This window comes from Pseudochelatococcus sp. G4_1912, assembly GCF_047501465.1.
In the GTDB taxonomy this organism is placed as follows: domain Bacteria; phylum Pseudomonadota; class Alphaproteobacteria; order Rhizobiales; family Beijerinckiaceae; genus Pseudochelatococcus.
Genome location: NZ_JAZDRL010000001.1, coordinates 1,227,620 through 1,252,504, shown reverse-complemented (window position 1 = coordinate 1,252,504; position 24,885 = coordinate 1,227,620). Strand labels below are relative to the sequence as shown.

Below are 24,885 nucleotides of genomic sequence, written 5' to 3'. Positions count from 1 at the left end.
TTATAACAGCCCAGAAGAAGTTTTAAGTAGATAATCTTTAATGGCCTCATTAAGCACAGACAAAGCAAGGCTATTATCGCCTGTGAAAGCAATATATGGTCACCCAATACAGTGATCTGTCGTCCCTACTCCAGCTCCCCCAACTTGAAGGCCATTAGTCTTTAAGGGCAGTTTCCAGGCTCTTCACAACCGTTTTCAGCACCTGAACACGCGAATATCGCTTATCGTTTGCAGGCACGAGGGTCCATGGTGCCAAGGCTGTAGAGGTGCGATCTACCATTTCGGTAAGCGCCTCTTCGTATTGAGGCCATTTCTCGCGATTGCGCCAATCTTCATCTGTAATTTTAAATTGCTTGTAGGGTGTTTCTTTGCGCTCTTCAAACCGGCGCAATTGTTCCTCGGGGCTAATGGCCAACCAAAACTTTATAATGATATAGCCATTGATGCTCAGTTGCCGTTCAAATGCATTGATTTCAGCATAGGCCCGCGTCCAGTCGCTCACAGAGCAATAACCTTCTACGCGCTCCACCAGCACGCGACCGTACCAGCTTCGATCAAAGATCGCTGTCGTGCCACGTTCTGGAATATCTCTCCAGAAGCGCCATAAATAAGGATAAGCACGTTCTTCTTCACTAGGAGCGGCGACTGCGTAGACACTGAAATCACGCGGATCAAGCGCTTGCCTAATCCGGCGGATAGCGCCCCCTTTACCGGCAGCATCGTTACCTTCAAATGCAATCACGAGGCCGCGCCGGCGAAACGCCTTGGAAGACGTCAACTCGAAAATGCGATGCTGCGCATCTTTTAGCTCGCGCTGATAGCTTTCTCGATCAATCGTTTTACTGAGATCAATCGTGCTAACGATAGATGGCCGCGATAATTGCTCCGAAGCTTCGGGATGTTTCTGCGCTGCCTTGGTAGATTTCCGCTTTTCAGCGGGTTGTGCTGCGTCGAAGGTCTCTCGCAACAGCTTTAACAATGCCTGGCCCATTGCAATATCGCGGTAGCGTCCGTCTGCAGCAGGAATAATCGTCCAGGGAATGGCATTTGGTAACACCAACTGAGATACTTCCTGGATGATTGAAAGCAGCTTATGTTTACTACTTGTAGCTGCAATATCCGACCATTCCTCAACCAGCGGCCTGCCAAAAAAACCTTTTTTCTTAACTTTGCGATACCGGCGTTCGGCTTCATCAACATTAAGGTTCAACCACAACTTGAGTACTTTCACACCTTCATGATCAAGCATGGTTTCGTAATCGCTCGATATTGTTAACAGGCGTAAAAACTCTTCACGATCGATATGCCCCAATGCCCGCTCGCGTAATATCAAATGATACCATGAGCCCAGGACGGCAGTAATATATCCCTTTGCGGGCATTTTTCGCCAATAATGCCAGGCGGCTGGCCAGCCGTTGTCAATGTCCTTGCGGATATCAACGGCATTGGTTTCAAGAAAACGTGGATCGAGCCATTCATAAAGTCGGTTCAGCACCTCACCTTTACCTGCGCCATCAACGCCATTGATCAGGATCATAATGGCATGCGTTCCCCGGTCGCGCAGCTCCCGTTGGGCATCAAGAAGGTCATTGCGCAGCTGCGCCTCAATCCGTTTAAATTCTTCCTTGTCGAGTGTATGTTCAAGCTTTGTTGAATCGAACATAGCCATCCACTCCCTAGAATAAGCGAATTTTACTATCGCCTTTAATGAAACAGCGTAAATAGCCAGCAGGCTATCGTCAACAAAGTTGTTTCTCGGGACTTTTATAGCCTATTGCGACATGATGCGGAGCAGCAGCATGTCAATGCTGCGTCCTGCTGATGGCAAAACTTTGAAGCGCTCCTAGATATTCCAAGGTCAGGGTTGCAAGAGCTGCACGTGCGAATGCAGGCGGGTTGGTGTTATGCTGCGCTTGCGTGGGGCGTTCTGGAAGCCCTTATTTTTTCGACCACAATTGAGCAGAACAACAATCGTGACCATGCCCGCTGAGGAAATTTCGCCATCCAGCTCATCGATACCTTCGGTGGGCATACGCACTGACAATAAAGCTGTTAAAATGCCGCGCATCCGAGCATCCCAAGTGGAACCAAAACGCGTGGTGGATCGGCGCGGACTTGGTATTATACTGGTGCTCTTGGGCGCGCTTTCATTAACATTGGTTGATACCAGCGCGAAATGGCTACTGCGTGACGGCTTTCCGCCCGGACAGATCATCTTTGTGCGTTTCCTGCTACCCTGCATATTGCTGGCGGCAATATTTACGCCGCGTCACGGCCTCGCCGTTATGCGTACACGGTCGCTCAAGTTAGAGATCATTCGTTCACTGTGCATGCTAGGTACCACAGTAACAAACTTTCTCGCACTACAGTATTTGCCACTAACGATTACGGGTTCCATCATCTTTACAGCTCCTTTAATCCTTTGCCTCTTATCGGGTATGGCTTTAGGCGAGCGCGTAGATCTGGCACGATGGATCGCTGTGTTAACAGGCTTCGTGGCGGTTCTTATCATCATTCATCCAACCCCACAGTCTCTTCATCCTGCAATGCTTTATTCGCTAGCAATGGCTGTATTGCTGGCGTTTTATGCGATCTTGACGCGTAAGCTTGCAGGTGTGGATTCCAGTCTCACCCAGCAATTTTATGCCTCGTTCTCAGGTTTGCTGGTCTCGCTGCCGTTTGCGTTTCAGGAATGGGTTTGGCCCCAATCAGCGGAGAGCTGGTTCTTCTGCGCACTAATCGGTATGGTTGGTCTTGCTGGGCACACACTTTACACAATGGCCCATCGCTTCGCGCCAGCAACTACGCTTGCACCCTTCACCTATACTCAGCTGATCTATATGGCAGGCTTCAGCTGGCTGCTTTTTGCCCAAGGGCCTGATATTTATTTCTTTATTGGCTTACCAATCCTCATCGGATCAGGACTGTTCATTTGCTTCCGTGAATGGCAGATAGCCATGCGCGGTCGGCAATAAGATATTCACAATTATTAAATGACAACACCAAACAAGAAGGGGATTTCTCTTTCGTGTTTGATGCATAAGAAAAGCCATTGCATAAAATATATATTGCATCAGGTTAAAAAGTGGATACTGATTTTAAGATAGATATTATTCAAAAAAAAAGAAATAATAAAATAACTCAACTTGAATGCATTTCACACTGATTATTATGCCCATCGTAAAGTTGGAAAAATGGTGCAATTTCCTTGCATAACGCTTTGTCAGGTTATCTGAAATGCGCTATAAGCGCTCGCTCGATAAGCGTACTTCTCAAATGACACTCATAGATCAAATGATGACATAGAAATTTATAACATAAAGAAAAATACATAAGTATAAACCTCTCTTTATTGCATTATCAATTAATCAGGAACGATTTCATGAGCCAGATACATTCATCATCACGACCAACAACACCTGTCTTACCGGCTTATGAGGAAGATTATGACGTCCAATCCCAAGACATAGAAGAGTTATTTCTGGAATTGTCTCTTTCAGAAAATACGTATTTGATGGAAACTCTAAATCTGGCAGAAGAAAGGAGACGTGCGTTTAGTTCCGAAACCGCGCCATCTTCCAAGGATATGATACATTTTCCTTTACCTCAAAATGCAGAGAATGAAATTGGTTACTCTCACTGGCCTGAAATTTTTGTTCAGTGTTTAACAATATTGGATAAATTAAATAGCTTCGGATCTCAAATAATAGAAAAAGAAATAAAAGCAGAGCACTTAAACAAACTCAATGCTCAATCGGTTAGGCGACTGAGAGCAAAGATTTTAAATAATCTGTTAGACACCGAACGCGCCAAAATAAATGCATCTGTATTGAATAATCTCAATCCGGGTGCCCTTCAAAACTTAGATGCCGCTGTTATTAATGGCCTCCCTGAGGAAAGCCTGAAAGCCCTGGAATTTAGGGTCATTAATAATTTAGGAAATGCGACTATTGAGAAATTGGAGGCACGTATCTTCCGCAATATTTCTGACGAAGCGTGTCAACAAATAGAATGGTATGTATTTAATGCTCTTAATGAGCAAACAATAACTCAGCTTGATGCCCGTAGGTTTAATCGATCTTTAGATATCAATAATCAAACGAAGGATTCACATTCAACAGACCCTAATTCCATGAATGCTCCTACAGGTCTGTTCCGCACAAGACGATATGAACCTTTGCAATCAAGAATTTTGCAACATCTGAACAATGATGTCATTATGGAACTACGTGCAAATTTTATTGACAACCTTAACGATGAACAATTTCAACCGCTATCTGAGGAAAGAAAAGAACTTCTTGTGAAAGTAGCGATTGATGAAATAGAGCAGCATCAACAAACAGAACCGCATGATTTAACGCTTCGGCAGCATCAACAAACAGAACCGCATGATTTAACGCTTCGAATGCCACATTTATTGATGAAGCTAGAAGGCGAAACATTAGAATCCTTTATTATAAAATACATATCAGAAAATCGGTAAGCAGTACCACGCTGAAAAACAATATTAAAAAAACAAAATAAGCGTTTTGTATTTTATTACTTAATAGAAAATAAACACAGTGCATTTGGCAACAACGAGCATAGCCGCCAAATGCCTGATACCTTACGCGCCACTAACCTATGCCCCCACTAATCATGATAAAATCGCTTTGTAAGCTTTGCAAGAAGAGCTGCGTCCGAACATGAATGATTGCGGTGCCGTTTATAGCACGTCGCAGTCATGTCTTTAGCCAAAGCAACACAAGCCATCGCTGGCACCCATTGTTTTTCCATGCATTACATCTTAAAATAATATCGTCATAATGCGAATTTTATATTTATCCGCTTTTAAGCAGCATAAACTATTAGTATTGAGCGATTACGCAATTGTATCTGCTATCAGACAATGATCGCCGTCAGCAGGGCCATCTTCACACCGTGCATTATTAAACTTGCTGAACTTACAAAAATCTACTTCTGTGAATGACAAATTGGCACAGCTGATCGCTCGCCAATGAATAATATTATAGCACCTCATCTAGACTGGAGAATCCTCCTCTTTCAGCGCTTGTTTATCACATTTTTCTAGAACTGTTGATAACATCACTTTAAACCACAGCACTCCGTAAACTTGCAAGAATTACGCTACAAACACTCCCAAGAAAATTCTATATACTTTAGAATCATCTGCACTCCAAATGCAGACCATAATCTCTACACGGTGAAAAATAATTGCAATAAATAAAATCATGAGTTTATTGCAATATCACATAATCAGGAGAAAATTCATGGGCCAAGTATTCTCAACCTCAAACTCAGCTAGACCTATTATAATTAATAATCCCGAAAACAACACTCAACAAAATAACAATTCAACAGGGATTTGGGAATATTTTTCATCTATTTTATATTCAATTACACCAAATATATTCTTGACCTCTCATATCGATGATAAGCGGGAGGTGCATCATGAGCAGGAGGTGCATCATGAGCAGGAGGTGCATCATGAGCAGGAGGTGCATCATGAGCAGGAGGTGCATGATGAGCGGGAGATATATACAAAAGAAGAGGATGAAAGATTTCGCAGAGCGTTATTTTCTGAACCTACCATGGCTGTGGATTATTACAACTATTTCCTTGGTTACGAACGCATACGGGTAGGTGCAGACATACCAACGGCAGAACATTTAAATGCTTTCGTGGAAAATTATCCAACCCCAGAAATAAAGTTTCCAGTATATATTTTAGATGACCTGAGTGCGGAGGAGATCCGTAAATTAAATGCACCTGCATTATCTAGAATTTTTAGTGATGAACATCTCATATCTTATAATGAAATAAGCACAATTCGACTTATATTTAATATACCGAACGACACTCGAAGAGAAATAGATGTAAATATATTCGGTTACTTGATTAATATTAGCGATAGTTTTATTTCAAAATACATTGAAGCAAGGGAGCTTATAAACCTTGCTACAGATGCTATAGAAAATCTTAATAGCCGCACTCTTAATGCACTTAGCAAGTATACTATTTCAGGTTTAGATGAACGGTTTATTAATAACTTATCAGAGCATACTATTCGTTATCTAAATAGCTCCTTCTTCAACCACCTTTCTGATCACACTTGCCAAAACTTAGAACCTCATGTATTCAAGCACATCAATCATGACACTTTTAAAGAATTGGATGCTAAATTCTTTACACGTCTTAATGATGAGATATTGCTTAATCTCTCAAAAGAAAAACAGGAAATAATCGAAAAATTTATTCTTGAAGAATTAGAAAAAAAATCGCCTAATAGCGCTAAAATAGCGGTATCCATGGACAGTGACCTGCTAGAGAAATTGCTAGAGAAATTACTATTGAAAATCCATCAGGATGCATCGCCTCAAGATCTACTGAATTCTCAAGATCTGGGCACCCCTTAGAACCGTCTATTTGGAATGAGGTACTACACCGCTTTTCAAACTACCGGACCTAATGGGTATTGCAACCTATGGTCCGATATTGAAGTTCTTTGATAAGCCTCTTGTAGAATGAAATTTCATTCCGACGTTACCCTCGTACCCGCCAACGCAATAAACGTAATGCGTTGGCGGTGACGAGCACTGTAGCGCCCGTGTCTGCAAGGATGGCGGGCCACAAACCTGTGATACCGATAATAGTCGTGATCAGAAATACCCCCTTTAGCCCCAGCGCTATTGTTATATTTTGCCAAATATTACCCATTGTCACCTGCGAAAGAGCGATCATCGCAGGAATATCTTGCATCCGGGCGTGCAGGGCTGCAGCATCTGCTGTCTCCAGCGCTACATCCGTGCCACCTCCCATAGCAATGCCAATATCAGCTGCTGCCAGAGCGGGAGCATCGTTGATGCCGTCGCCTACCTTGGCCACGACCTCACCCTCGGCCTGCAGCGAGCGCACAAGACGGCTTTTGTCTTCCGGCATCAACTCAGCATAGGCTGTGATATCAAGCGATTGCGCAATTGCATCTGCTGTCAGACGGTTGTCGCCAGTGAGCATCACAGCCTTGATGCCTTGCATCTTGAGGCTTTTCAAAGCGGGAATTGCATCTGCGCGCAACTCATCGCGCAATGCGATAAGACCAGCGATGCGACCATCAATCGTTAGCACAGAAACCGTTTTACCCTCACCATTTAACGCGGCAATGGCGCTTTCCTGTATAGGTGACAACACGATGTCGTCCAGCGCCCGTGGCGATAACAGGGCAACATTTCGCCCCTCGACAACACCAGAGATGCCCTTACCAGCAATTACTCTGGTCGCCATTGCAGCGGGAATAGGGGCAGCGTCTACCCTATCCAGTATGGCGAGCGCCAAAGGATGGCTAGAACCACGCTCCAGCGCGGCAGCATAGGTCAATATGCGTGTATCATTATCCTCGAAACTCTGGACATCAGTTACGACAGGCCGGCCTTGAGTGAGTGTGCCGGTTTTATCAAAGGCAACAATGGTTACACGACGTAGCCCCTCCAGCACACCGCCACCTTTCAGCAACAGGCCGTGCCGTGCACCCGCTGACAGACCAGCAGCAATTGCTGCCGGTGTCGAGATGACGAGTGCGCACGGGCAACCGATCAGCAACACGGCAAGGCCACGATAGATCCACGTATCCCAATCCTGCCCCCAAAGAAGCGGCGGCAGAATGGCGACGAGCGCACCCAGCACCAGCACCGCAGGCGTATAGCGGGAGGCAAAGCGGTCGATAAAACGCTCGGTTGGGGCTTTCGCTTCCTGCGCTTCTTCAACAAGGCGAACAATCCGCGCAATAGTGTTGTCAGCCGCACGTGACGTCACTTCGATACGCAGCACTACATCCATGTTGATGGTACCTGCAAACACGCGGTCGCCGGGGCGCTTGGTCTTGGGCACGCTCTCACCGGTTACGGGCGCTTCATCTATAGCGCTCTCACCTTCCGCAATCACGCCGTCAGCAGCAATACGGTCACCGGGGCGCACAATGATGACGGCTCCCGGTGCGAGGCTCGAAGCTGGCACTTCACGCAGCGCGCCACTCGCATCAATCAACGCGACATCGGGCACCAACTTTGTCAGCCCCGTAATGCCTGCACGGGCACGTTGTGCGGCGAGGCCTTCCAGTAGTTCGCCGACCATAAATAACAGCACCACCATTGCTGCTTCTTCGGCCGCACCAATCAGAAAAGCGCCCACGGCGGATATGGTCATTAACGTTTCGATGGAGAAAGGTGATCCCGCGCGGGTTGCCGCAAAGGCATGGCGAGCAATCGGTACAAGCCCAATCAACAGCGCAACAAGAAATGGCCATTGCCCAAATTGGGGAGCATTCATAACGACAATATGTGCAACCAGAAGCGCTGCCGCACAAATGGCAATCAGCCGTGCTTTAGGCGTGCGCCATAAAGAGCCATCACCCAAAGGAGCATGGGAATGGCCGTGCCCCTTATGATCATCAGCATCAGTATGGGCGTGATCATGGTGACTGTGATCCGCATGATCATGATGGGAGTGCTCTTGATGGGAGGACGCTTGCGCTTCATCATCCACCGTATAGCCGAGCGCCGTCACCTGCGCACTGATGCGTGTCGCCTCCCCACCGTGCACCACCATTGTGCCAGCAAGCGCCGATACACCAACCTGTGTCACACCCGGCAGACGCGCAACGGCTTTTTCGATCTTGGCTGCGCAGGCCGCACAATCCATACCACCGATCCGGTAACGCACCGCCGGGCTGTGTGCATCTTCCATATCACGTTGCGTATGCGCCATTGTATTTCACCTTTTCCACGCCATATCGCTACGTGTACAACCTCTAGTGACTAGAGGGTCAAGCGTTTTTACGCACGGGAGTCCTAGCCATGGGTTTCACAATTGGTGAATTGTCGCGCCGCACAAGCGTGAAGGTTTCAACCATTCGCTACTATGAGCAAGTTGGCCTCGTGGCAGCTCCACCTCGCAGCGAAGGCGGCCAACGCCAGTATGACGCCGCCGCCGTGCGCCAGCTGAACTTCATCCGCCACGCGCGCGATCTGGGATTTGAAATCGACGATATCCGCGAACTCATTACCATGACCGATAGCCCGCAAGCCTCTTGCCATGCGGCAGATAGCATCGCCCGTAAGCATCTTGATGAGATCGAACGCCGCATCGCCCGCCTGGGCGCTTTACGCAATGAGCTGTCACGCATGGTCGCTGAGTGCGGGCACGGGCGTGTGTGCGATTGCAGGGTGATCGAAGTACTGGCTAATCACGATCTGTGCGAGGACCAGCACCATACCGGCTGAGGCAGGCTAGTAAACGATCAAGGGCCCCTCATCTGCCGTAATGTGGAGATTGCGTAGAAGGTCGTTTTCTTCTTCAGCACGGATGATCACCACGGCCCGCAACCCGCGGCTGATGCGGCCCACATAGCCCAGATCATTCAAAAGCGAACTCAGCTGCATGCCATCCAGCCTGTCATCACGCACAGCTGAGAAGACATGGCTACGGAAGCGCGTTTCAAAAGCTTGCTGCTTCCGATCAAGCTCTTCAAGATGTATATTCCACGCGGGATCATGCGGCTGCAGATGGCCCAGCGCACGGATATCATGCAGTACCGATAAGAGATGACGTCGCATCTCAATATAGGCATCACGCGCGGGGGTATCGGGTTGGCGCAGATAAAAGCCGAGGTTCTTCTGCAGATGCTTGGCATCTTTCACCGCCTCCACCAGCTGTAGCGCGGCAATCTGGCACTCCACCCAGAATGAGCGCTGCTCGCCATCGCTTGGCATATCGATACGTCCCATGAATGCCAGCAGGTCGCCATATACGCCCTTGATATGGCGTTTATATAGAGTATCGGCATCAAGGTAGTGATCGTCAGGGCGCGATCTGATGAGGGTGCGATCCGGCGTAACTTTGTCGATCTCGTTCACCGGTAGATAAAGCGCGTAGCAGATCACCTCGATGCTGAGCCGCCCTAAGTACAAAAGCTCACGCACGACCGCACTTGCCGCCGTATCGAACGATTGCAATGCTTGGGGCGTAAGGTAGCGAGCGCGTGAGCGCTCTGACTCAGGGCTGCTTTCATCAACCCCCGCCGGTATTTCGAGAACAGGGATCAGCACACGTGGCTCGGCAGGCTCCGGCAACAGGCGCACCAGCAGCTGGGCGAGGCGATCCCGCTCGGGCCAAAACAGCATCACGCCAAACATGTTGAAGAGCGTGTGAAAAATCGCCAGCATGATGAGCTTGTTATCAGCAAAGCCAATCAAGTCCGCGATGTACTGTGTCAACCATACGAGCGGTGTTATCAGCGCAAAGGTAATAACCGCTGTCGTCACGTTGAACAGCACATGCGCCAGCGCCAACCGTTGCCCACTGCGGTTACCACCCAGCGCCCCCGCCAGCCCCGTAGTAACACTGCTGCCAACGTTTGCACCAATGGCAATGCACGCCGCTTGCATCAGATTGACCTGCCCCAGAGAGAGCGCAGTCAACGTAAGCATCAAAGTGGCATGCGTCGATTGCAGCACCATGGTCAGCGCCAGACCAAGGCCCGCAAAAATGAAATGCCCAACAATGCCCTCAACCGGATATTGCGCCAGGTCGAGGCTTTGCGCCACTGTTGAAAAGCCGGTTTTGATCTGATCGATACCAAGAAAAATAAAGGCAATGCCCAGCAGAATACGCCCTGCCGCTTTGGCACGAGGCCCGCGGAAACTCACCAGCACGCCAAACACCACCAGTGGCAAAGCCAGCGGACCAAGGCTGAAGTTCTGCCCCGCCAACGCCAGCAGCCAAATACCTGTGGTCGCGCCCAGATTGGCACCGAAGATAATCGCAATACCTGCCGCAAGGGCAATGAGACCCGTGGAGATGAACGCAATCGTCATCAGCGCCACCAGCGTACTCGATTGCAGCATTGTGGTGCCAACGATGCCAATCATCAGGCTTTTAAAGGGGGTAGCAGTGCTGCGAGCCAGCGTTTCTTCCAACGCTTCTCCAGCGAGATCGCGCAGACCTTCTTCAAGACATTGCATGCCAAACAGAAAGAACGCCAGACCGGCGCAAAGCTGCATCCAGTAATTGTTCGACCAGAAACTCCACGCCAAAGCGGCGGCTGCAAGCACCGCGATGACATTCATTCCGTATCGTTGAAATTTCCCGCCCCAGTCGATCTCGATATTCATTCTTTTTATTTTGCTCAATTCATCTCTCAGTTGGGGCACATGTGCAGCAGTGATGCTTTTGGCAGCTCACCAAAAGGCAAGCACGCCGATTGTCCGACGATTTCGTGAATCCCGTTGATTTATGATTAACAGATGCAGAACAATTAACAGATTTCAAGCAAAATAGCCGAAAACTAGGCCTCCAACATCGGCTTTGCCACAACACTTATAATGCCAGCAACATCACTGAGCAGATCATCAAGGGCCGAGCTTTTGCGCCAGAACATGCCGATGCGTCGCCCTGGTGGCGTATCAAAACGGAGCAGTTGAACTTTTTCGGCATGCGGAAACGGGCTTATCGCTGCAAGCTGCGGCAGCAGCGTTGCACCAGACCCAGCCAGCACCATCTGCCGCAATGTCTCAAGGCTCGTCGCACGAAACCGTGCCGCCTCCACACCGCCGGACAAGCGGCAAACCTCAAGCGCCTGCTCGCGCAGACAATGACCGTCCTCAAGTAACATCAGATCAAGCTGTGAAAGCGCTTCGGCATTAATGGTTCTCTTTTTCGCCAATGCATGATGCCTCGGCACGGCCAGAAGAAAGGGCTCGTCGAACAACACTTCGCAATGCAGCTGGCTATTCTGAACCGGCAGTGCCAACACCGCTGCATCAAGCTTACCGGTATCGAGTTGCTCCAGCAGCAGATCGCTTTTTTCCTCAACCAACTGCAACTCAAGCTTCGGAAAACGTGTGCTGATCGCAGGCAGTACATGCGGCAGCAGATAAGGGCCAAGCGTTGGAAAGATGCCAAGCCGCACTGCACCGATGCCTGATTGGCTGCGCCGCCGTGCAGCTTCCTTTATCTGCTCAATCTCGCTGAGCGCACGGCGCGCCCGCGCAACGATATCGACACCGGCGGGCGTGAGCATCACATTACGTGGCGCACGTTCAACCAGCGCCACGCCCAGCTCTTCCTCCAGCTTACGGATCTGGGTTGAAAGCGTGGGCTGGCTCACAAGGCATACCTCCGCCGCCCGACCAAAGTTACGATGGTCGGCCAGCGCCACGAGGTATTGCAGTTCGCGAACGTTCATTCCCTTAAGCGGCCTCTACATCTGCCGTTTCAGGAAGTGCGCGGATTAAGTGATCGAACGCCGCAAGCGATGCCTTTGCGCCCTCTCCCATCGCGATCACGATCTGCTTGTAAGGCGTAGTCGTGCAATCACCTGCCGCGAAAACACCGGGCACAGACGTGCGGCCATGCGCATCGACAACAATCTCGCCGCGCGCGGATAACGCCACCGTGCCTTTCAGCCATTCGGTGTTTGGCAGCAGGCCGATCTGTACGAAAATACCCTCAAGGGCCAACGTGTGCTCAGCGCCGGTTTTACGGTTTTCATACACAAGACCCGTCACCCGCTGGCCATCCCCGATGACTTCCGTGGTGCGGGCAGAGGTGATGATATCCACATTCTTCAGGCTACGCAGCTTACGCTGCAACACGTCATCAGCACGTAAAACGTTATCGTATTCGATCACCGTCACGTGGGCCGCTATGCCAGCCAGATCAATCACCGCCTCAACACCAGAATTGCCACCACCAATCACCGCCACGCGCTTGCCCTTGAACAAGGGACCATCGCAATGCGGGCAATAGGCCACGCCCTTGTTGCGATAGGTATCCTCACCCGGCACATTCATCTGCCGCCAGCGTGCGCCCGTAGACAGGATCACCGTTCTGGCGCTCAACGTCGCACCGCTGGCAAGGCTGATTTCAACCCGTTCCCCGTTGGTCGCAAGCTTTTCCGCGCGTTGCAGGTTCATGATATCGACATCATACGCGCGTACATGCTGCTCAAGCGCGGTGGCCATCTTCGGGCCTTCCGTGTGCTGTACCGAGATGAAGTTCTCGATCGACATGGTGTCCAGCACCTGCCCGCCGAAACGTTCGGCTACGACACCCGTGCGGATGCCTTTGCGCGCTGCATAGATCGCCGCCGCAGCACCAGCCGGGCCACCGCCAACGACCAATACATCAAAGACGGCTTTGGCATTAATTTTCTCGGCTTCACGCGCTGAAGCGCCGGTATCGAGCTTCGCAATCACCTCTTCAACGCCCATACGGCCTTGCCCAAACACCTTGCCGTTGAGGAAGATCGTGGGCACCGACATTATCTGCCGCATCTCAACCTCTTCCGGGAACACCGCGCCATCAATGGCGATGTGTCGGATACGCGGGTTGAGCACAGCCAGCAGGTTCAATGCCTGCACCACTTCCGGGCAGTTCTGGCAGCTTTGCGAGAAATACGTTTCAAACGTGAAGTCACCATCAAGCGCTTTGATCTGGTCAATCAGCGCCTGCTCGATTTTGGGCGGATGCCCACCCACCTGCAGCAGCGCCAGCACCAGCGAAGTAAACTCGTGCCCCATAGGCAGGCCGGCAAAGCGCAAGCTGATATCATGGCCTGGACTTGTGAGCGCAAAAGAAGGCGCCCGTTGTCCATCGCTATGCAGTTCATTGACGGTAATCTTGTCAGAGAGCGCACGCAATTCGCCAAGCAGCTCCTGCAGCTCACGGGATTTGGGGCTGTCGTTTAGCGAGGCGATAATGTGAATGGGGCGCACCACCCGCTCAAGATAGGTTTTGAGCTGGGCTTTAAGGCTATCGTTCAACATGGATCATCCTCACATTCCATAACATAAAAAGCATGAAAGGGGCCGCCCCGTTTGGGGCATTGTAAAATGCGTTGAAGCTCGCGTTCTGGTGAGTCGAAAATGGTGACGTTTTGAAAGTCGGAGCGCAGTGGACTTCTGACCATGAACCCAGGACATTCAAAGCGTTGCCATTTGCAGGCCACCAGAACGCGAAGGTCAATGCATTTTTAGATTTTGCCTACCAGGTCGAGGGAAGGAGCCAATGTCTCTTCGCCTTCCTGCCATTTTGCAGGGCAAACCTCGCCTGGGTGCGCTGCTACATACTGTGCAGCTTTGATCTTGCGCAGAAGATCGGTAGCATCGCGGCCAATGCCCTCAGCCGTAACTTCCATTGCCTGAATGATACCATCGGGGTCAACGATGAATGTGCCGCGATCAGCAAGCCCCTGATCTTCACGAAGCACCTGGAAGTTGCGTGAGAGCGTGGCAGTTGGGTCGCCGAGCATGGTGTACTGGATCTTGCCGATGGTCTCGGATGTATCATGCCAGGCCTTGTGCGTGAAATGCGTGTCGGTCGATACCGAGTAAATCTCAACGCCGAGCTTCTGGAATTCGCTGTAATGGTCAGCGACATCACCCAGCTCTGTGGGGCAGACGAACGTGAAGTCAGCTGGGTAGAAGAAGAATACGGACCACTTGCCCTTCAGGTCTTCGTTGGAGACCTCAATGAACTTGCCCTGCTTGAATGCCTGGGCCTTGAAGGGTTTGATAGCGGTATTTACGAGAGACATAACGGCTCCTTGAACTACATGATAATTTTTCGGGGGCTGGCGCAATGCATCCGGCAGAACATTGAAACGCTCATCCGTTTGCAAGCACTCCCGCCCTTCGCAACGCAACATAGGGGAAACCACCTCAAAGGCAAAATAGATAAATACGCGGATATCGATAGATATTATCTATAGCGATGCAATTAATGCGCATCGCACGCATGGAAGAATAAAAATTCCGGATAAAATTATTATATTTCAAATATTTATACATATCACTGCTTTTGCCATGCGTTAAACGCAACTGCGCATGCATAGCTCGGTATACGCTCAATTGGCTATATATTCTGCCACCATCTCATCTTCTGCACACATCTGCTGCACCGCAAAATAGACTTAAATCACAGTAATGTAGTCACATTTCAGAAAACAACAAACAAACATGGAATTAAAATAATATTCAATACATTAAGAAAAAACGATCGATCTTTATTTAAAATAGTTCTAATTCAATTATAGCTTAATTTAATTGTCTATTTTCTATTCATCTTATAGTGTCCGCAGCGTGGTTATTTATTCTTACCTTAGAAGACGCAGAGGCCTTTCATGACAATGCTTTCTACCTTCACCAAAACCACCACCTCACGCCGCGCTTTAGCGATCCGCACCTTACCAATGCTCGCGCTGGCGCTCCCGCTGGCAGTACTGCCCGTTTCCGCATTTGCACAAACAGCCACCGGGGCTGTTTTCAGCAAGCCTGATTCTGACTTCAAGGGCCGCGTTTCACCAGGCGGCGTTGTTGTGCCAGGTGCCGAGATCACATTGCGCGGCTCTTCATTCACGCCCGGCCAGACCGTTATCCTGTTGAGTGGCAGCACCGTTCTTAACCCCGATGGAAAACCCTATGTGGCTGATGACAAGGGCGGTTTTGAAGCCAAAATCGCCATACCAGCAGACACCACGCCCGGTCAGCACCCGATCATCGTGAATGTCGCAAATCCGGCTGCTGCTATCGTTGTGCCACTGAAAGTATCGCCCGTGATTGCAATCTCCGGGGCGGATAAGTTCAACATCAATAGCCAGCAAGTTGTGCGCGGCCTTTACCAGGTGGCCTATAGCCCTAAAAACAACGTGCTGTTTGTGACCTCTGCTGTTGGTCGTCCACCAGTCAAGGAATCCAAACTCGTCAAACTGAATCCTGAAACCCTCGCAGTGGTGGCTACAGCCGATGCCAAGCCCGTTGCTGGCCGCGATGATGGCCATCTGCATGCTATCTATGGCGTAGCCGTTGATGATGCAGAAGGCAATGTCTGGACCACGACGACCCGTGACAATGCCGTTGCCGTCTTCAAACAGGATGACCTCAGTCTTGTGAAGCAGTTCGAGGCAGACATATTGCCCCATGGCCGCGATGTTGTCGTGGATGCTGAAGCTGGTCGCGCTTACGCTTCGTCAGTCGACGAGAATTTCGTGGTCGTGTTTGATGCCAAGGCGCTGACCAAGCTGCAAAACATCGAAATCCCCTCAAAGCGGCGCGGTGAGAAGTTCACACCCGCAAGCCTCGCGCTGGATGCCAAGAACCATAAGCTCTACACAGTGAGCCTGAAGACTTCGGAAGCCGCCATTATCGATACCAAGACCAACACGGTTGAAAAAACCTTCCCCTTGCCGGGTGCCAAGAGCGCCATTGGTGTGGCGGTGGATAGCGCCAATAATCAGCTCTATGTCGCCTCTCAAGGCAGCGATAACCTGCTGATTGTCGACATCGCTTCCGGCAAGGTTCTGCATGATGTGGCAACCGGCGCAGGGCCATTGAATGTTGCCTTCGATCCCGTGGCAAAGCTGGCTTATGTCGCCAATCGCGGCTCAGGCACCGTCACTGTGGTTAATCCGCAGGGCGAAATAGTAGCCAATCTGGAGGGCGGCAGCTTCCCTAACCATATCGGCATTGATGGTAAGGGGAACGTCTTCGTTATCAATAAGGCACGCGGTGAAAACGATGCCACAGGAGACCGCGTTACCCGGCTAACGCCCAAATCATAAGTCCCTCACGCACCACGCCGCTTAATGCACCGCCAGTTCATGCTGGCGGTGTTTTTATAGAAAGCACGAAATTAAACATTTTTCATACTAAGCCAAACGGCCGCCCATGGCAGTGGAATTCAGGTGACATGTCTGCATGAAATTTTCGTAACGTGCGATTCGTTGCAAAAGGAACTAATTGTTAATCATAGCTGATTACGGTATATGAGCAGAGCCTAAGTGCCTGTATTTAGGGCCTCTATCAGATGCAATAAGCATCTGTGACTGCCCGTTGTCAGCAGCGATCGGCAAGCACTGGCTGCGCGGGAGGGCAAAAAAATAATTTGTGCAGTTGCGAAATGGCGCTCACAATCAAACTAGCCTGAGCGCATCATTTGATTCTTCTCAGGGGGTGTTAGTTCTGCACAGCGTAATTATGTGTTGGCCATATGGAAACGCACCAATGGCCTTTATAATCCACACGGGGGGAATAAGGCAAAGCGTTCCCGGTATCCAAATTTCAAGGTTGAGGATAAGCAATGGCAGCCAACGGCGATCTCTTTTCGAGCTACGCGCAGTCGTTCGAAGCGCGGCGGCAAGTCGAGATGACCCTTGAGGAGTACCTGAAGGGATGTCGCAGCGACCCCATGTTCTATGCCAGCGCTCCCGAGCGTCTGCTTGCGGCTATTGGTGAGCCGGAGATCATCGACACGTCGCGCGATCCGCGCCTCGGTCGGATCTACATGAACCGCACGATTCGTACTTATAAGCCCTTCGCCGAATTCTACGGCATGGAAGAGACGATCGAGCGTATCGTTTCCTTCTTCCGGCATGCGGCGCAGGGACTGGAAGAGCGCAAGCAGATTCTTTATCTGCTCGGCCCCGTTGGCGGCGGTAAATCATCGCTGGCTGAGCGCATCAAGGCACTGATGGAAGTACACCCCATTTATGTGCTCAAGGCAGGCGATGAAGTCAGCCCTGTGTTCGAGAGCCCGCTTGGACTGTTCGATGCCTCGCTCGCGCCGCGTCTTGAAGAAGATTACGGCATTCCCGCGCGTCGCCTCACCGGGCTTATCAGCCCATGGTGCCGCAAGCGGCTTGAAGAGTTTGGCGGCGACATCTCCAAGTTCAAGGTCGTGCGCATCATGCCTTCGCGCTTGCGCCAGGAAGCCATCGCCAAGACCGAGCCGGGTGACGAGAACAACCAGGACATCTCGGCCCTCGTCGGCAAGGTGGACATACGCCAGCTTGAGCATCTGTCGCAGAACGATCCTGATGCATACAGCTACTCGGGCGGGTTGAACCGGGCCAATCAGGGCTTGCTCGAATTCGTCGAAATGTTCAAGGCGCCGATCAAGATGCTGCATCCGTTGCTCACCGCAACGCAGGAAGGCAACTACGTTGGCACCGAGAACATCGGCGCGATCCCGTTCACGGGTGTCATTCTCGCCCACTCCAACGAATCCGAGTGGCAGAATTTCAAGAACAACAAGAACAACGAAGCCTTTATCGACCGTATCTACGTGATCAAGGTTCCTTACTGCCTGCGGGTGACTGAGGAAACGAAGATCTACGAGAAGCTCGTGCGGGGTTCGGAATTGTCGGAATCCGCTTGCGCTCCGGGCACGCTGGAGCTGTTGGCGCGTTTTTCGGTGCTGTCGCGGTTGCGTGAACATGAGAACTCCAACCTGTTCTCGAAGATGCGCGTCTATGATGGCGAGAACCTACGTGAGGTCGATCCCCGCGCCCGCAGCCTGCAGGAATACAAGGATACCGCAGGCGTGGACGAGGGTATGGACGGTATCTCCACACGCTTTGCCTTCAAGGCGCTGGCGGCAGCGTTCAACCACGACACCACCGAGATCGCGGCAGATCCAGTGCATCTGATGTATGTGCTTGAGCACATGATCCGTCAGGAGCAGCTGCCTGCCGAAACCGAAAAGCGGTATCTGGAATTCATCAAGGGTGATCTGGCACCGCGTTATGCGGAGTTCATCGGCCATGAAATCCAGAAGGCCTATCTCGAGTCCTATCACGACTATGGTCAGAATCTGTTCGACAGATACGTGGCCTATGCCGATGCGTGGATCGAAGATCAGGATTTCAAGGATCCTGACACCGGACAGATGCTTGATCGCGAATTGATCAATCAGGAACTCACCAAGATCGAGAAGCCTGCCGGCATCGCTAACCCCAAGGATTTCCGTAATGAGGTGGTGAAGTTCGCACTTCGCACCCGTGCACACCATGGTGGAACCAACCCATCGTGGACGAGCTACGAGAAAATCCGTGAGGTAATCGAACGGCGGATGTTCTCACAGGTTGAGGACCTGCTGCCGGTGATCAGTTTCGGCTCGAAGAAAGACGGTGAATCCGAGAAGAAGCACGACGAATTCGTGCATCGGATGTGCGAAAGAGGGTATACTGAACGTCAGGTTCGCCGTTTGGTTGAGTGGTATATGCGCGTCAAACAGGCGGGCTGATGACATTATCAAACCAAGAGTGGTTTTTGCTTTTGGATATAGATGATGCTCAAATTTGTACTGGTTTTGGACGGGGCAGCATGCTGCTCCGCCCGGAACAAAAGCTCCGTCCGTGTGATTACATCCGAGGTTATTGGTTGCAACACCATAACCAGAGGAAGCGGCCTGAGGCCGCCGGAATAAAGCCAGCGGCCGGAGGTAGGAATTGCCTTTGGTTGAAGACCGAGGCTAAGGTATCCCGATGCCATCGGAATTAAGGTGACACTTCTGTGCATATCATTGATCGACGCCTCAATCCTGGAGGCAGGAGTTTCACCAACCGGCAGCGGTTTCTTCGTCGCGCCAAGACTTTGGTACAGCGGGCAGTCCGCGAGGATTTCAAGAACCGCAGCATCAAGGATCTAGAGCAAGGCGGCGAAGTCAGCATCGTGCGCGAAGGCGTGCATGAGCCTGTGCTGCGCCGTGGGTCAGGTGGGGGCAAGCGCGATTTCGTACTGCCCGGAAACAAGGAATATCTTGAGGGTGACTCTCTCAAGCGCCCGCAAGGCGGCGGCAGCGGTGGTGACGGCAACGAAGCCGGGCAGGGGAGCGGGGAAGACGCATTCCGCTTTCTCCTCACCCGTGATGAATATCTGGACCTGTTCCTCGACGATCTGGAATTGCCCAACCTCGCCAAGCGTAAACTGACGGGCGCTGAATCCAAAGAAATTCATCGTGCGGGTTACTCCACTTCAGGTTCGCCATCGAGCCTGTCGGTGTCCCGCACCATGCGCCACTCACTTTCCCGCCGCATTGCTCTGCGCCGCCCCGGCAAAGATGCCATCCGCGCGCTTGAGGAAGAAATCAGCGGGCTTGTGGTTTCAGGTGCCGATCCTGTGCGGCTTGAGGCCCTGAAGGAAGAACATCAGCGCCTGGTCAGACGCAGCAAGCGCATCGCTTACATCGACCCGATCGATCTACGTTATCGCCGTTATGAGTCGGTGCCGCGCCCTGTTGCACAGGCAGTCATGTTCTGCCTCATGGACGTGTCTGGCTCGATGAGCGAGCAGATGAAGGATTTGGCAAAGCGGTTTTATGCCTTGCTGCATATCTTCCTGCGCCGCAGCTACCGCAATGTCGATGTCGTATTCATTCGCCACACTGACCACGCGGAAGAGGTGGATGAAAATACGTTCTTCCATAGCCCGGAAACAGGCGGCACCATCGTCTCCACCGCTCTGGAAGAGATGATGAAGGTTGTGCGCGAGCGCTATAATCCGGACGACTGGAACATCTACGTCGCGCAAGCTTCGGATGGCGATAACATCGGCACGGATAACACCAAGGTCGCTGCATTGGTCAACGAATCGATCCTGCCGATCTGCCAGTATTTCGCCTATCTTGAAGTGGGGCGTGGCGATGGCCATCTGCCCACCGGCGTTGTTACACGCACAACGGATCTATGGCGGGCGTATGAATCACAGGTGCCTGCAGGTGGGCATTTTGTGATGCGCAAGGTCTGGCATCGGCGCGAGATTTATCCGGTGTTCCGCGAATTGTTCCGCCGCAATGGCGCAGATGGGGGAGGCGCGTGATGACGGTGATCGACACCCACCCGCTGCTATTTTCGGGCTCTGACTGGGATTTTGGTACAATCCAGCGCATCCACGACACGGTGGAGAATGTGGCGCGCAGCAAGTTGGCGCTGAATACCTATCCCAACCAGATTGAGGTGATTACGGCCGAGCAGATGCTTGATGCCTATGCTTCCACCGGCATGCCGCAGCTTTATCGGCACTGGTCATTCGGCAAGCAATTTGCGCATCATGAGATGGTCTATCGTAAGGGGATGGGCGGATTGGCGTATGAAATCGTCATCAACTCCAACCCCTGCATCAGCTACATCATGGAGGAAAACACCGCCATGATGCAAACCCTGGTTATTGCGCATGCAGCTTTTGGGCATAACCACTTCTTCAAGAACAATTATCTGTTCCGGCAGTGGACGGATGCCGAAGGTATTCTGGACTATCTGTCGTTTGCAAAGAAATACATCGCAGCGTGCGAAGAGCGCTATGGCTTTTCGGCGGTTGAGCGGATTCTCGACGTTGCCCATTCGCTGATGAACCAGGGCGTGCATCGCTATCCGCGCCGCGCACGGCTTGATCTGCGGGCAGAGCAGCAGCGCGAGGCTGAGCGTCATGCGCATCAGGAGCAGGTCTATAACGACCTCTGGCGCACCGTGCCGGGCACTCAACGCGCGATGGGCTCATCCTCGGAAGATCGCCGACGGGCTATGCTAAATCTGCCGGAAGAGAACATCCTCTACTTCCTGGAAAAGACCGCACCTCTTCTGCGGCCCTGGCAGCGCGAAATTCTGCGCATCGTGCGGCACATTGCACAATATTTCTATCCGCAGTCACAGACCAAGGTGATGAACGAAGGTTGCGCCACGTGGTGCCACTACGAGATCATGACGCAGCTGCACAAGCAGGGCTCGATCAACGACGGCGCATTTCTGGAGTTCCTGCAGTCCCATTCCAACGTGGTCATGCAGCCCACCTTTGACTCGCCCTACTACAACGGCCTGAACCCTTACGCCATCGGCTTTGCGATGATGCAGGACATCAAGCGCATCTGCGAAACCCCGGAAGATGAGGACCGCGAATGGTTCCCGGATATTGCCGGCAAGGGTGATGCGACCGAGGTGTTGAAGTACATCTGGGCGAATTATCGCGATGAAAGCTTCCTGGCGCAGTTCCTAAGCCCACGTCTGATCCGCGATTTGCGCCTGTTCCATCTGGAAGACGATGCAACCGAACCCGCAATTGTCGTGAACGCTATTCACGATGAGCGCGGTTATCGCCGCATCCGCAGCGCACTTTCACGCCAATATGACATTGGCTGGCAACAGGCGGATATTCAGGTCATCGATGTTGATCTCGACGGCGATCGCCAGCTCACCCTGCAGCATTCCACGGTCAACAATGTGCTGCTGTATGAGAAGGATGTCGAGCAGGTACTGCAAAACCTTGCCGCAATCTGGGGCTACCGCGTCGTGCTGCGCGAGGTTGAACCTTCAACCGGCAAGGTGCTGAAAGAACATGCAGTAAAAGCACCACAGCGCGAAAGCGTGGTTGTTTAATTACTTATCGCCGACACACCCCCCGCCTGCGCGATAAGCTCAAGCGAGCGCAGACGGGCGGGGTGATTGAAGATGTCGGACACGATCATCAGCTCATCCGCCCCAGTCTCGGCTACAAGCGCCTGCAGTCCCTCTCGAACCGCCCCGGGGGCGCCTACTATTGAGCGGGCGAGCATCCGTTGGGCTTGTGCTTTCTGCGGTCCTGACCAGTAGGTCTCAATATCATCAATCGGCGGGCGGCTGAGACCACGCCGGCCAGCGGAGAGATCCGTAAACGACATCTGCTGCGTGGTCGCAAGGCGGCGCGCTTCCTGGTCCGTATCGGCAGCGATCACGTTAACGCCCACCATCGCATAGGGCCGCGAAAGCTGCTCGGAAGGCTTGAAGCGACTGCGGTAGAGTTCAAGTGCGGACAGCAGCTGATCCGGGGCGAAATGCGAGGCAAAGGCATAGGGCAAGCCAAGTTCCGCAGCCAGCATTGCGCCAAAATGGCTTGATCCTAGAATCCATAGCGGCACATTCGTGCCCGCTGCCGGCACTGCAACGATGCGCTGGTCGGGGCCTGCGGGCGCCAGGAACGCCTGCAGCTCAAGCACATCCTGCGGAAACTGGTCTGAGGCTTCAGGTATGCGGCGCAATGCGCGCAAGGTTATCTGATCTGTGCCCGGCGCCCGGCCAAGGCCAAGATCGATACGGCCGGGAAAGAGACGCTCCAGCGTGCCAAATTGCTCGGCAATGATGTAGGGCGCATGGTTGGGCAGCATGATGCCTCCTGCCCCTACTCGAATGCGTTGAGTGCCTCCAGCGATATGCGCGATAACAACCGCAGTCGCCGCACTTGCTACACCAATCATGTTGTGATGTTCGGCAACCCAGATGCGGTTATACCCCCAACCCTCGGCATGCACCGCAACATCGCGCGCGTTGCGCAACACCTCACCAGCATCGGTTGCCTCGGTGACACGGACGAGATCGAGAATGGATAAGGGCGTCATAATGCCTCCAATGATGTCTGTTTCATATGGGTGGCGCAGTTTCCGCCCGTCAAGTGCGCCAACGCATGCCAGATGCACTCAACCGTTTCATCTGGAAGCAGGTGATGTTAATGCTTGGCTATGTCGCGCCAATCGCTATTGCGGAGCTTCGTGCATGAATCTGCTTGAAATATCGTCGCTCAGCAAAGCATTTGGCGGCGTGAATGCGAATGAGGATGTCAGTTTCTCGCTGAAACCGGGTGAACTCCTTGCGCTGATTGGCCCCAATGGCGCGGGTAAATCAACGTTGTTCAATATGATCAACGGCCAATTGCGTGCCGATAGCGGCTCGATCAAGCTTGAGGGCCAGGAGCTTGTGGGTCTGGCACCGCGCGCCATCTGGCGTCTTGGCGTTGGCCGCACGTTTCAGGTGGCACAGCCTTTCTCGTCCATGACTACCATCGAGAACGTCCAAACTGCCCTCCTCTCGCGTGACCGTAAGCTATTCAATTTATGGCGAAACGCGGCTGATCACCATCGTGATGAAGCGCTGGACCTGTTACAGCAAGTGCAACTGGCCGAACAGGCTGATCGCCCCTGCAATGCCCTTGCCTATGGTGATGTGAAGCGGCTTGATCTGGCCATCGCAATGGCGCACCGGCCTCGATTGCTGCTGATGGATGAACCCACTGCAGGCATGGCCCCGCGTGAGCGTAACGATATCATGGCGCTTACACGGGCACTTGTGGTGCGACATCATGTGGCGGTGCTGTTTACCGAGCACAGCATGGATGCCGTGTTTGGTTATGCCGATCGCATTGTTGTTCTGGCGCGTGGACGACTGATCGCACAAGGCACGCCTCAGGAAATTCGCGAGAACCAAAAGGTTGCCGAGATTTACTTCGGCACAAGCACACTCCCTGGCGGCAAGCTGGACACCCCCTTCGATGCATGAAACGCAACAATCGCCTCTTCTGGAAGTACGCGGGCTATCCGCCTGGTATGGCGGTGCGCATATTCTGTTTGATCTTGATTTAACCGTAAAGCGGGGCGAAGTCGTCTCGCTGATGGGGCGCAATGGCGCGGGCAAATCAACAACCTTCCTTGCACTGATGGGGCTATTACCCCGCAAGAGTGGCACAGTCCATTTCATGGGCACCGATATATCCAATGCCGAACCTTATGCCATTGCGCAACGCGGCATCGGCTTTGTGCCGGAAGATCGGCGGATTTTCACTGATCTCACAGTGATGGAAAATCTCAATGTCGGCCGACAGCCAGCCCGCAATTGGCCCGATGGCACGCCTCTGCCAGCATGGACGCCTGAGCGGCTGTTTGCGCTTTTTCCCAACCTCGCCGAGATGCCTAACCGCAGTGCGGCACGCATGAGCGGTGGCGAGCAACAGATGTTGACCGTGGCCCGCGCGTTGATGGGCAATCCCTATCTCGTGCTGCTTGACGAACCATCAGAAGGAATCGCACCGGTGATTGCTGATGAGATGGTTGCGATGATTTTGCAGCTGAAGGCGCAGGGTGTCAGCGTTCTGCTATCAGAGCAAAACATGCACTTTGCTGAGCGCGTTTCGGATAGAGCCTACGTGCTCGAAAAAGGCCACATCCGCTTTTCGGGCAGCATGCAAGCCTTGCAAGCAGACGCAACAGTACGCGCTACCTTTCTTGGCGTGTAGGTTGCGATCACATCATGATTGGAGC

19 protein-coding genes are annotated in these 24,885 nt (G+C 52.0%); 11 read left to right on the top strand and 8 right to left on the bottom strand.

Translation table 11 applies throughout. The features are described 5' to 3' along the window. Window positions 1-154: 154 nt before the first annotated feature. Window positions 155-1,663, bottom strand: coding sequence for a polyphosphate:AMP phosphotransferase (pap, locus tag VRZ32_RS05670; protein ID WP_414524709.1), 1,509 nt, complete (start codon window positions 1,661-1,663; stop codon window positions 155-157). A gap of 195 nt (window positions 1,664-1,858) precedes the next feature. Beyond that, window positions 1,859-2,068 (bottom strand): hypothetical protein, encoded by a 210-nt coding sequence (locus VRZ32_RS05665; RefSeq protein ID WP_414524708.1) that lies wholly within the window; start codon window positions 2,066-2,068, stop codon window positions 1,859-1,861. A gap of 13 nt (window positions 2,069-2,081) precedes the next feature. Here VRZ32_RS05665 and VRZ32_RS05660 point away from each other — a divergent pair, with 13 nt between their 5' ends. From VRZ32_RS05660 to VRZ32_RS05650, 3 genes are all read left to right on the top strand, one after another. Continuing rightward, window positions 2,082-2,975 (top strand): DMT family transporter, encoded by an 894-nt coding sequence (locus VRZ32_RS05660; RefSeq protein ID WP_414524707.1) that lies wholly within the window; start codon window positions 2,082-2,084, stop codon window positions 2,973-2,975. Window positions 2,976-3,382: 407 nt separating this feature from the next. Next, complete coding sequence (locus VRZ32_RS05655) at window positions 3,383-4,483, top strand: hypothetical protein (protein ID WP_414524706.1); 1,101 nt, start codon at window positions 3,383-3,385, stop codon at window positions 4,481-4,483. A 787-nt stretch (window positions 4,484-5,270) separates the two neighbouring features. After that, on the top strand, window positions 5,271-6,416 hold the full coding sequence (locus VRZ32_RS05650) for a hypothetical protein (protein WP_414524705.1): 1,146 nt from the start codon (window positions 5,271-5,273) through the stop codon (window positions 6,414-6,416). A 127-nt stretch (window positions 6,417-6,543) separates the two neighbouring features. On the opposite strand, the gene VRZ32_RS05645 is transcribed toward VRZ32_RS05650, so the two are convergent. Then, window positions 6,544-8,760, bottom strand: coding sequence for a heavy metal translocating P-type ATPase (locus VRZ32_RS05645; protein ID WP_414524704.1), 2,217 nt, complete (start codon window positions 8,758-8,760; stop codon window positions 6,544-6,546). 89 nt (window positions 8,761-8,849) lie between these two features. On the opposite strand from VRZ32_RS05645, the gene VRZ32_RS05640 reads away from it, so the two are divergent. After that, entirely contained in the window at window positions 8,850-9,275 is a 426-nt protein-coding gene (locus VRZ32_RS05640) for a MerR family transcriptional regulator (protein WP_414524703.1), read from the top strand. A gap of 6 nt (window positions 9,276-9,281) precedes the next feature. Here VRZ32_RS05640 and VRZ32_RS05635 read toward each other — a convergent pair whose 3' ends face one another. The 4 genes from VRZ32_RS05635 to ahpC all read right to left on the bottom strand — a co-directional run bounded on the left by VRZ32_RS05635 (window position 9,282) and on the right by ahpC (window position 14,590). Beyond that, window positions 9,282-11,165: a Na/Pi cotransporter family protein gene (locus tag VRZ32_RS05635; protein WP_414524702.1), complete on the bottom strand. Its 1,884-nt coding sequence runs from the start codon at window positions 11,163-11,165 to the stop codon at window positions 9,282-9,284. Window positions 11,166-11,338: 173 nt separating this feature from the next. Then, window positions 11,339-12,238: a LysR substrate-binding domain-containing protein gene (locus VRZ32_RS05630; RefSeq protein WP_414524701.1), complete on the bottom strand. Its 900-nt coding sequence runs from the start codon at window positions 12,236-12,238 to the stop codon at window positions 11,339-11,341. Window positions 12,239-12,242: 4 nt separating this feature from the next. Continuing rightward, complete coding sequence (gene ahpF / locus VRZ32_RS05625) at window positions 12,243-13,820, bottom strand: alkyl hydroperoxide reductase subunit F (RefSeq protein WP_414524700.1); 1,578 nt, start codon at window positions 13,818-13,820, stop codon at window positions 12,243-12,245. A 206-nt stretch (window positions 13,821-14,026) separates the two neighbouring features. Beyond that, window positions 14,027-14,590 (bottom strand): alkyl hydroperoxide reductase subunit C, encoded by a 564-nt coding sequence (gene ahpC / locus VRZ32_RS05620; RefSeq protein WP_414524699.1) that lies wholly within the window; start codon window positions 14,588-14,590, stop codon window positions 14,027-14,029. A 585-nt stretch (window positions 14,591-15,175) separates the two neighbouring features. Between ahpC and VRZ32_RS05615 the strand changes: the two genes are divergently transcribed. From VRZ32_RS05615 to VRZ32_RS05600, 4 genes are all read left to right on the top strand, one after another. Continuing rightward, the gene (locus tag VRZ32_RS05615) at window positions 15,176-16,612 is read left to right on the top strand and encodes a YncE family protein (RefSeq protein ID WP_414524698.1); all 1,437 of its coding nucleotides are present in this window, start codon (window positions 15,176-15,178) and stop codon (window positions 16,610-16,612) included. 518 nt (window positions 16,613-17,130) lie between these two features. Next, window positions 17,131-19,074 carry a PrkA family serine protein kinase gene (locus tag VRZ32_RS05610; protein WP_414524697.1) on the top strand — a complete coding sequence of 648 codons (1,944 nt, stop codon included), beginning with the start codon at window positions 17,131-17,133 and terminating at the stop codon, window positions 19,072-19,074. Window positions 19,075-19,343: 269 nt separating this feature from the next. Then, on the top strand, window positions 19,344-20,648 hold the full coding sequence (locus VRZ32_RS05605; protein ID WP_414524696.1) for a YeaH/YhbH family protein: 1,305 nt from the start codon (window positions 19,344-19,346) through the stop codon (window positions 20,646-20,648). Then, window positions 20,648-22,198 (top strand): SpoVR family protein, encoded by a 1,551-nt coding sequence (locus VRZ32_RS05600; RefSeq protein WP_414524695.1) that lies wholly within the window; start codon window positions 20,648-20,650, stop codon window positions 22,196-22,198. Before VRZ32_RS05605 ends, VRZ32_RS05600 begins: the two co-directional genes overlap by 1 nt. On the opposite strand, the gene VRZ32_RS05595 is transcribed toward VRZ32_RS05600, so the two are convergent. Further along, window positions 22,195-23,193, bottom strand: coding sequence for an LLM class flavin-dependent oxidoreductase (locus VRZ32_RS05595; RefSeq protein ID WP_414524694.1), 999 nt, complete (start codon window positions 23,191-23,193; stop codon window positions 22,195-22,197). The two genes, VRZ32_RS05600 and VRZ32_RS05595, sit on opposite strands and share 4 nt — an antisense overlap. 26 nt (window positions 23,194-23,219) lie before the next feature. Here VRZ32_RS05595 and VRZ32_RS05590 point away from each other — a divergent pair, with 26 nt between their 5' ends. The 3 genes from VRZ32_RS05590 to VRZ32_RS05580 are packed head-to-tail and all read left to right on the top strand — an operon-like array spanning window position 23,220 to window position 24,860. Continuing rightward, window positions 23,220-23,351 (top strand): hypothetical protein, encoded by a 132-nt coding sequence (locus VRZ32_RS05590; RefSeq protein WP_414524693.1) that lies wholly within the window; start codon window positions 23,220-23,222, stop codon window positions 23,349-23,351. Continuing rightward, on the top strand, window positions 23,348-24,127 hold the full coding sequence (locus tag VRZ32_RS05585; RefSeq protein ID WP_414524692.1) for an ABC transporter ATP-binding protein: 780 nt from the start codon (window positions 23,348-23,350) through the stop codon (window positions 24,125-24,127). The genes VRZ32_RS05590 and VRZ32_RS05585 overlap by 4 nt, the downstream gene beginning before the upstream one ends. After that, complete coding sequence (locus tag VRZ32_RS05580) at window positions 24,120-24,860, top strand: ABC transporter ATP-binding protein (RefSeq protein WP_414524691.1); 741 nt, start codon at window positions 24,120-24,122, stop codon at window positions 24,858-24,860. Before VRZ32_RS05585 ends, VRZ32_RS05580 begins: the two co-directional genes overlap by 8 nt. The last annotated feature ends 25 nt before the right edge of the window (window positions 24,861-24,885 follow it).

Bases quoted from the DNA above. Each gene is read 5' to 3' on its own strand.
- pap (WP_414524709.1), bottom strand. From the start codon at position 1,663: ATGTTCGATTCAACAAAGCTTGAACATACACTCGACAAGGAAGAATTT.
- VRZ32_RS05665 (WP_414524708.1), bottom strand. From the start codon at position 2,068: ATGCGCGGCATTTTAACAGCTTTATTGTCAGTGCGTATGCCCACCGAA.
- VRZ32_RS05655 (WP_414524706.1), top strand. From the start codon at position 3,383: ATGAGCCAGATACATTCATCATCACGACCAACAACACCTGTCTTACCG.
- VRZ32_RS05650 (WP_414524705.1), top strand. From the start codon at position 5,271: ATGGGCCAAGTATTCTCAACCTCAAACTCAGCTAGACCTATTATAATT.
- VRZ32_RS05645 (WP_414524704.1), bottom strand. From the start codon at position 8,760: ATGGCGCATACGCAACGTGATATGGAAGATGCACACAGCCCGGCGGTG.
- VRZ32_RS05640 (WP_414524703.1), top strand. From the start codon at position 8,850: ATGGGTTTCACAATTGGTGAATTGTCGCGCCGCACAAGCGTGAAGGTT.
- VRZ32_RS05635 (WP_414524702.1), bottom strand. From the start codon at position 11,165: ATGAATATCGAGATCGACTGGGGCGGGAAATTTCAACGATACGGAATG.
- VRZ32_RS05630 (WP_414524701.1), bottom strand. From the start codon at position 12,238: ATGAACGTTCGCGAACTGCAATACCTCGTGGCGCTGGCCGACCATCGT.
- ahpF (WP_414524700.1), bottom strand. From the start codon at position 13,820: ATGTTGAACGATAGCCTTAAAGCCCAGCTCAAAACCTATCTTGAGCGG.
- ahpC (WP_414524699.1), bottom strand. From the start codon at position 14,590: ATGTCTCTCGTAAATACCGCTATCAAACCCTTCAAGGCCCAGGCATTC.
- VRZ32_RS05615 (WP_414524698.1), top strand. From the start codon at position 15,176: ATGACAATGCTTTCTACCTTCACCAAAACCACCACCTCACGCCGCGCT.
- VRZ32_RS05610 (WP_414524697.1), top strand. From the start codon at position 17,131: ATGGCAGCCAACGGCGATCTCTTTTCGAGCTACGCGCAGTCGTTCGAA.
- VRZ32_RS05600 (WP_414524695.1), top strand. From the start codon at position 20,648: ATGACGGTGATCGACACCCACCCGCTGCTATTTTCGGGCTCTGACTGG.
- VRZ32_RS05595 (WP_414524694.1), bottom strand. From the start codon at position 23,193: ATGACGCCCTTATCCATTCTCGATCTCGTCCGTGTCACCGAGGCAACC.
- VRZ32_RS05590 (WP_414524693.1), top strand. From the start codon at position 23,220: ATGGGTGGCGCAGTTTCCGCCCGTCAAGTGCGCCAACGCATGCCAGAT.
- VRZ32_RS05585 (WP_414524692.1), top strand. From the start codon at position 23,348: ATGAATCTGCTTGAAATATCGTCGCTCAGCAAAGCATTTGGCGGCGTG.
- VRZ32_RS05580 (WP_414524691.1), top strand. From the start codon at position 24,120: ATGCATGAAACGCAACAATCGCCTCTTCTGGAAGTACGCGGGCTATCC.